The sequence below is a fragment of the Hymenobacter pini genome, assembly GCF_020421205.1.
GTDB classification, from domain to species: Bacteria; Bacteroidota; Bacteroidia; order Cytophagales; family Hymenobacteraceae; genus Hymenobacter; species Hymenobacter pini.
The window spans coordinates 1459007-1465995 of sequence record NZ_JAIZZH010000001.1 but is presented as its reverse complement, the minus strand read 5'-3'; the positions used below and the strand labels follow the sequence as shown (position 1 = coordinate 1465995).

Sequence of the window (6989 nt, the reverse complement as noted above, 5' to 3'; positions counted from 1 at the left end):
GCGGATGGTGATGTAGCGCTCAATGATGATGTAAATGGAGATAAACGAGAGCAGGAACAGCGGCACCATAATCCAGCCCCCGGCCAGAATCAGGTCGATGAGCGAGAGGCCGGGCGCGGCCGCCGCGGCAGCGTTGGCAGCCGTGGCCGCGGAGTCGGCAGCAGCGGCGGGCGTGGCGGCGGGAGCCGCGTCGCCTACCTGGAGTTGCAGCAGCAAGGAAAGCAGGTGCGTCATGCGGGAGAGAAAGTGAGAAGCAAAAGAAAAGCTAAAATACCAAGGCCCTAACAAGGTAACCCTGAGTATTTTAGCTTTTCACAAATGCGTAGTAATTACTTCAAGTGGGAGGTTAGTAATTTTTGATCCACAGGTCACCCATGCGCTTGCGCAGGATGCTGGCCTGCCGGTCGGCCGAGGCCCGATCCGGGAAGTCGGCTACCGACAGCATGTACTGGCGGCTACCGGGCGCGGGCAGAATCACGCGGGCCGGGTGGCCCAGCCGAACCAGTGCCTGCCGGCCCTTCTCGGCGTTGGCCAGCGTGGTGTAGGAACCGGCTACCACGTAGTAACGACCCGTGCGGTGATTAATTGTCGAGGAAGCGGCACCATTGGTTGCATTGGTAGCCGCAGCTTTTTCCCAACCCGGGGCTTTGGTGGCTGGTTTAGCCGCCGCTTTGCCTTTCACGGTTTGTACCGCCGGCTTCGGAGCGGGTGTGGCTGCTGGCTTGGCGGTTACCGTAGCCGCCACCACGGGCCGCTTCACCACTACCGGCTTGGCAGCGGGCACACTGGCTTCCACGGCAGGCGTAGCAGCCATGCGGGGCTCAGGCGTAGCCGCCAGCTCCGACGAAGGGTTGCCCAGGGCGGCCTGCTGGCTGAGAACCGGCTGCACGGCCGGAGCGGGTGCGGCGCTAGTCACGCCCGCCTGGGGCAGCCGCAACTGCTCGGGCAGGTAGCCGAACATATCGGCGAAGATGTAGTTGGCCGACAGTACCAATCCGGCAATTACCACGGTGCCTACCGTGCGAAACGCGCGGGTAGCCCACCGGGACCGGGAAGAGGCCAGCAGTGGAGCCGCCGCGGGCCGTTCCCGGGCCAATAGAGCGTCGGTGGCCCGCACCGGGCGCGACACCAGCTCGGGCAGGCCAAAGCTGGCGTTCAGTAGGTTTTGGGCACCGGTATATTCAAATTCCAGCCCGCGGCCGGGGGCCCGATGAAACACGCCAATACCGCTCAGTTCGGTACGCAGGCCGCTTTCCAGCTCCTGCTCCATCCGTACCACGGCCTCCCGCACCAGCTGCCGGGCTTGGGCCGTGCTGATGCTCAGTTGGGCACTCAGAGCATCTACCAGCAGCCCGTCGTTGCGGGTGAGCGACTGGTTGAAGGCCACGCGCTTGGCCGGGGGAGCCAGCGTGTGCCGCACCGGATGAATCTGGGCAGGGGCATAATCAGCAATCAGGCCGCCGAAATCAGGAATAATGACGCAGTCATGGTCCCGGAGCAAGGTGCGGATATGGTCAGAAAGCATTCGGTTGCGGGTACTGGTAAGAAAAAAGCACTAAGCGAAAACGGAGCAAATCCCGTCCTCCTGCTTACAGCGAAGGACCTTGTTCCGGCAAAACGGCGTCAGGTTAACGACTCGCTCCGGCGGCACAAGGTCCTTCGTTGCACTCAGGATGACAAGGAATTAGCTAGGATTTGCTGCATTGCGGCAGTGCCGGATTAAAAGTCATACGTCACGCCGGCCAGTACGTTGATTCCCTTCACCGGATAGTTCAGGAACCGCTCGTACTTGCGGCCGACCAGGTTGTTGCCTAAAGCAAAGATGCTCAGATTTTCCATAATCCGGTAATCGGCGCGCAGATTCAGGTCGATTACGGTGTCGGTGGGGCGCACTACTTCCCGGTACGGCAGGCCTATGCCTGAGTGTCGCAGCAGGCCGGTGCCGTAGCTGGAGCTGTAGGTGTACAGCTCGCCGCCCACCAGCAGCTTGTTGTAGAAGTTGTAGGAGCCAAACAGTACCGACTGGAAGGCCGGGCGGTGGAAGGCTTTGGCCAGCGTCTTCACGTTATAGCCGTTGTAATCGGCCTTGAAGCCCAGACGAAACTGCTCGGCGGCATTGTAGATAATTTCGCCGTGCACATTTACCAGCTGGGTGGCTTTGGGGTCGTACACCAAGTCGAACTTGCTGGAGTCGCGGCGGGAGTTGTTGTAGAAGTACAGGTTCCGGTCGTTGCTGAGCGTGACGCGGGCATTCACCTCTAGAGCCCGGGCCGGGGTGGCCTGGAACCCGAAGTAGAGCGTGGGCCCGCGGCGGGTATCGGCCACGCGCACGTTGGGAGCCAGCCAGGGGTTTTCGGTGGTCAAATCGTACATGGTCACGCGCTGGATAGCGCCGCCCAGGCCAGCGTAGGCCACCAGCTTATCCTCCGTGACGGTGTAGGCTGCCCGAATGGCCGGGTAGGCGTTAAACTGCCGGGCCCGCTGAATGGTGTCGCCGGTGTAGCCCAGGGTGGCCCCCACCGACAGGGCCAGCCTATCGAAGTTGACCTCGTAGGCGGGCGTTACCTGCACGAAGGGCCGGCTTACGGTGAGCGAGTCCTTGTGAGAGATGAACGACACGTCGCCGTTCACGCTCACACGGCTGGTTTCGCCCAGCTTGTAGCCCGAGCGCAGGGTGGCGTACACGTTGCTTTCCCGGGCGTTGTAGAAGTCCGACCAGTAGTTGAAGCCCAGGCCCAGGTCGTACTGGAAGGCCGCGTCGCGGGCCCGGTTGCGGGCGTACACCTTGATGGCGGCGCGCTTGAATACCTGCTTGATACTGTCTTCTTTGGGCAGTTGGGGCACGTTGCGGTTGTAGCCGTAGAAGTTGTACCGCTCCCGGCCCACGTCAATCTTAGCGCCCAGCACCAGTGGCCCCTGGTAGGTTTCCCCGTTCAGGCCTAGACTGGTCTGGCTCTGCCCGGAGTTGCGGCGGTCCACCGGGCCGTTGGCCGAGGAAAGGTGTTTGAAGTCGAGGCCGTAGCTGCCAGTTTCGGACCGGGTGTTGTGCAGGTAGGCCCGGCCGTAGGCGGTGCCGTAGTTCCCTAGCGCGGCCTTCAGGTAGTTGCCGGTGAGCGGGGCCAGCTCCTCTTGCCGGATGGTGAGCACCCGCACCGAGGGGTTGAGCTTATCGGCGGGCAGGCGGAAATCCTGGAAGGAGTAATTGACGGGCTCGGTGGATTTGGTAGGCGCCTCAATCTTTACCTTTTCGAAGTTGCGGGTGGCTTCGGGCAGCTCGTTCACCCGCTCCTTTACAATCTCAATTTCGGCATCCTCAATCTTGCCGCGGGTCTTCTGCGCCCAGGCATCGGTACCGTGGGCGGTGGCAGTCAGCAGGGCCGCAGCGGCCAGCAGTTTCGACGAATTTGTCATTCTATCTGGGAAACTCAAGTAAGGAAAAAAGCTGGGGCCAAGCCTGTAAGCTGCTGGCAGCCTCTCTCCTATTACTCAGGGTTTAGTTCTTATTATCAACCAATTATTGCGCTTTGCCTCAAGCAGTGCTTGTAGCTACAGTTGCTGCGCTGCTATTCCTCCCGGGGCGTGGTGCTGGGGTTGCTGGTGGTGTCGGTGGGTTGCGCCTCCGAGGGAGCCAGCGAGTTGCGCACCGGCGTTTTGCCCGTGGTGGTTTTGCCGGTCGGCTTGGTGGTCGGAGCGGGTTTAGTGGTTGATTTGGGCGTGGTAGTTGGGGCCGATTTGGGCGTGGTTTTCGGCGTGTTCGGGGCCGGGGTAGCGGCCGGGTCGGCGGGCAGGGTGGCCAGGCGCTCCTTGGCTCCGGCCACAATTTCAGCTACCGGGAATTTGTTGTCGATGATGGAATTGAGCGTGGCCCGGGCCTGGAAGATTTCGTTTTGCTCCCGGTACACGTCGGCAATCAGCAGAAAGGCCCGGCCCAGCCACAGGTCGTAATTGGCGAAGTCGGAGTTGCTCTTATAAGCGGCATCCAGAGCCTCGGGGTACTTTTTCTGCTGGTAGAGGGCACTGGCAATCAGGTACTGGGCCTCGGCCCCGCTTTCGTCCTTGGCGGTGGCGGCGGCCGTGGTCAGCTCCCCAATGGCCTGCTCCAGACTGCCGGCTTTGTAGCTGGCCTTGCCCAGGTACAGTAGGGCCAGGTTGGTGGCGTTGAGCGAAGCGCCGCCCTGGGCCTGCAGCTCCTGAGCCACCCGGCGGGTGCCTTCCAGGTCGCCGGCCTCGTAGTAGCTCTTCATCAGCCCGATGCTGGCGTTGGCCACCTCGCGCTTATTCTGCGACACCTCGCGCAGGCGGCCGTAGTACTTGGCGGCCTCGGCGTAGTTCTTGTTTTCAAACTCCAGGTCGGCCACCCGGCCCACGGCCCGGTTCACAAACTCGCTCTTGCCTTCTTCTACCACCGCTTTCAGGCGGGGCAGTGCGTCGGTTTTGCGACCGGTGCGCAGGTAGGAATCGGCCAGGAAGTAGCGGCCATCGGCGGCCAGGGCGGTACTGGGGTACTGCTGGAGGTAGCTTTCCAGGCGCGGAATGGCTTGGGCGTATTTCTCAGCCAGATACAAGGACTTAGCGGCCTCAAATTCCACGCTTTCGGTGGCCTTGCTGTCGGGGTTCTGCTGCTTGAATTGGGCCAGGTACTGGTCGAAATCCTCTGTCTTGCCCTGGGCGCTCAGGCTTTCCTGCAGGCTGTAAATGGCGCTGCTGGCGGCCTTGGTGCGCGGGAACTGGGTGAGCACCCGCTTGAAGTCCTCGGCGGCCTTGTCGTGCTGGTCCAGGTTCTGGTAGGCCACGCCGCGCTTCTGCAACGCCTGCGGAATCAGGGCCGAGTTGGGGCGGTTGTTGATGAGCTTGCTGAAGCCGTCCACGGCGGGCTGGAAGGAGCCGGCTTCGTAGTCAAGCTGGGCCTGCTGGTACACCGCGTCGTCGGCGTAGCGCGAGTTGGGCGAGGTTTTGAGCAGGGTGCTGAGGGTAGCACTGGCTTCCTCCCGCTTCCCCAACAAGCCCAGCACCACGCTTTTCTGGTAGTAGGCGTAGTCCTTGTCGGCGGCGTTGGCCTGAATGACCTTGTTGTACTGGTCGAGGGCCTGCTGGTACTGCTTGCTGATGTAGTAGGTGTCGCCCAGGCGCAGGGTTACGTCGTAGTAGTTGGGGCTGGTGGGTTTGGCAACGGGGTCCTGCAGCCAGGCCTGGAACTGCTGCCGGGCCCGGTCGTACTGCTTGGTGTTGTAGTAGGCGTAGCCGAGGCCGTAGCGGGCCTTCTGGTCGAAGTCGGTTTCGGAGGCCGTGCCGGTGCGGGCCGTGCGGGCGGCGGCAGTGTAGGCCGTAATGGCGGGCTGGTACTGCTGCCCGATGCTGTAGATTTCGCCCTTCAATACCTGGGCCGCAGCACGCAGAGCCTCATCCTCGGGGTATTTCAGGCTCTTATCCAGTACTGGCAGGGCATCCTGGTAGCGGTTGTCGTTGTAGAGGGTGGCCGCCTGCAGGTAGGCCACGCGCTGGTAGGTGGCGTTGAGCTTCTGGCTCCGGTCGTCGAGGTTGTCGAGGTAGTTGAGGGCCTGGGCGTAGTCGGAAGAGTTGAGGAAGCTCTGGCTCAGGATGTCGTCGGCGGCGGCGCGGTTCTTGGAGCGCGGGTACCGCTTGCCAAAGTCGCGCAGGGAGTTGATGACTTCCTGGGTGTTGCCCAGCTCGTAGCTTACCTGGGCATACTTCAGCGTGGCGTTTTCGGTAATCACCTTGTCGAAGGTGAGCTTGCGGGCCGCGTCAAACGAATTCAGGGCCAGCGGCTTCTGGCTGGTTTTGAGGTAGCTCAGGCCCAGGTGATAGGCGGCATTCTGCCCCAGCGAGTCGCGGCGGGCGGCCACGCCCTTCAGGTTGCCAATGGCCCCCTTGAAGTCGCCCTGCTTGAAGTTGGCGTACCCGATTTTGTACTGCACCTCGGGCTCGATTTTCTTGCGGCCGGCGGCGTACTTATCGAAGTACTCGGCGGCCTGCTTGAAGTCCTCCTTCTGGTAGTAGGCGTCGCCCACCAGCAGCTGAATCTCGTCGGCGCTCTGGGGCGGCGGGGTTTGCTGCAGGGCCGGCGTGGCGTAGGCAATCAGCCCGTCGTAGTCGCCTTCCTTGTAGTAAATCTGCGACATAACGGCCGGCACCACGGGCTTGTAGGCGTCGTTCTGCTCGGCTACGGCCAAGTCTTTGCGGGCCCCGGGGTAGTCGCCGGCGCGGTAGGCCAGGTAACCGGCATAGTAGGAGCTGGCGAAGCGGTACTGGTGGTTTCCCTGCTTGTTGCGGTCGAACTGCAGCTTGGCTTTGTCGAACTCCTTCTGGGCGAAGTAGGCGTAGCCGAGCTTGAACTCGGCTTCGGCCCGCTGGTCGTCGGAGAGGTTATCGGGGCCTACCTTCTGCAGGTAGTCGATGGCCCGCACGTAGTCCTTCTTATCGAAGTAGAACTTGCCCAGCTCGAAGTAGGCCTGCGCCGCCTTGGGGTGGGCCGGGTTCTGGGTAGCGAAGCCCAGGATGCGGTCCTCGGCGTCGGGGTGGAACAGGTAGAGGCCGGCCACGGCGTAGTAGTACTCGGCGTCGGTGGTGCGGCCGGGGGCCAGCTCGCCGGTGCGGCGCTGGGTCAGGTCGAGGTAGCGTTGGAAAGCCTGCTGGGCCGCGCCGTACTTGCCACGGTCGAATAGTTCGAGGCCTTCCTGGAAGTGGCGTTCATCAGCGGTGAACACCTGCGTTTGCTGGGCCGAGGCTGCCAGCGGGGCGGCAGCGGAAAGGGAGGCGGCCAGCGCCAGGCGGGGGAATAGTTTCATCAGAAAGCGTTACGCACAAGAGAAGCCCGGCGGCAAGCCGCAACGGGGGCAGCCAAAAGTAGCGAAAAGTTCGGGCGGGGTTGCCCCGGAATAGGCCTTTTTGCGGGTTTTAACGCGGGGCCGGGTGGGTTTGGTGTACAGCGGAGCCGAATGCTACCTTGCAGCCGACTGGATTATCCTCTA

3 protein-coding genes and 1 pseudogene are annotated in these 6989 nt (G+C 62.3%); all 4 read right to left on the bottom strand.

Features of this window, described 5'->3' with window-relative positions; genetic code table 11:
* Positions 1-234: pseudogene (locus LF252_RS06275) on the bottom strand (MotA/TolQ/ExbB proton channel family protein); the annotation flags it as partial.
* Positions 235-346: 112 nt separating this feature from the next.
* Positions 347-1525 carry an HU domain-containing protein gene (locus LF252_RS22775; protein ID WP_262904841.1) on the bottom strand — a complete coding sequence of 393 codons (1179 nt, stop codon included), beginning with the start codon at positions 1523-1525 and terminating at the stop codon, positions 347-349.
* Positions 1526-1719: 194 nt separating this feature from the next.
* Positions 1720-3411, bottom strand: coding sequence for a hypothetical protein (locus tag LF252_RS06260; RefSeq protein ID WP_226268692.1), 1692 nt, complete (start codon positions 3409-3411; stop codon positions 1720-1722).
* 152 nt (positions 3412-3563) lie between these two features.
* Entirely contained in the window at positions 3564-6806 is a 3243-nt protein-coding gene (locus tag LF252_RS06255; protein ID WP_226268691.1) for a tetratricopeptide repeat protein, read from the bottom strand.
* Positions 6807-6989: the final 183 nt, after the last annotated feature.

Coding starts and splice junctions, on each gene's coding strand:
- LF252_RS06260 (WP_226268692.1), bottom strand. CDS start 3,411: ATGACAAATTCGTCGAAACTGCTGGCCGCTGCGGCCCTGCTGACTGCC.
- LF252_RS06255 (WP_226268691.1), bottom strand. CDS start 6,806: ATGAAACTATTCCCCCGCCTGGCGCTGGCCGCCTCCCTTTCCGCTGCC.
- LF252_RS22775 (WP_262904841.1), bottom strand. CDS start 1,525: ATGCTTTCTGACCATATCCGCACCTTGCTCCGGGACCATGACTGCGTC.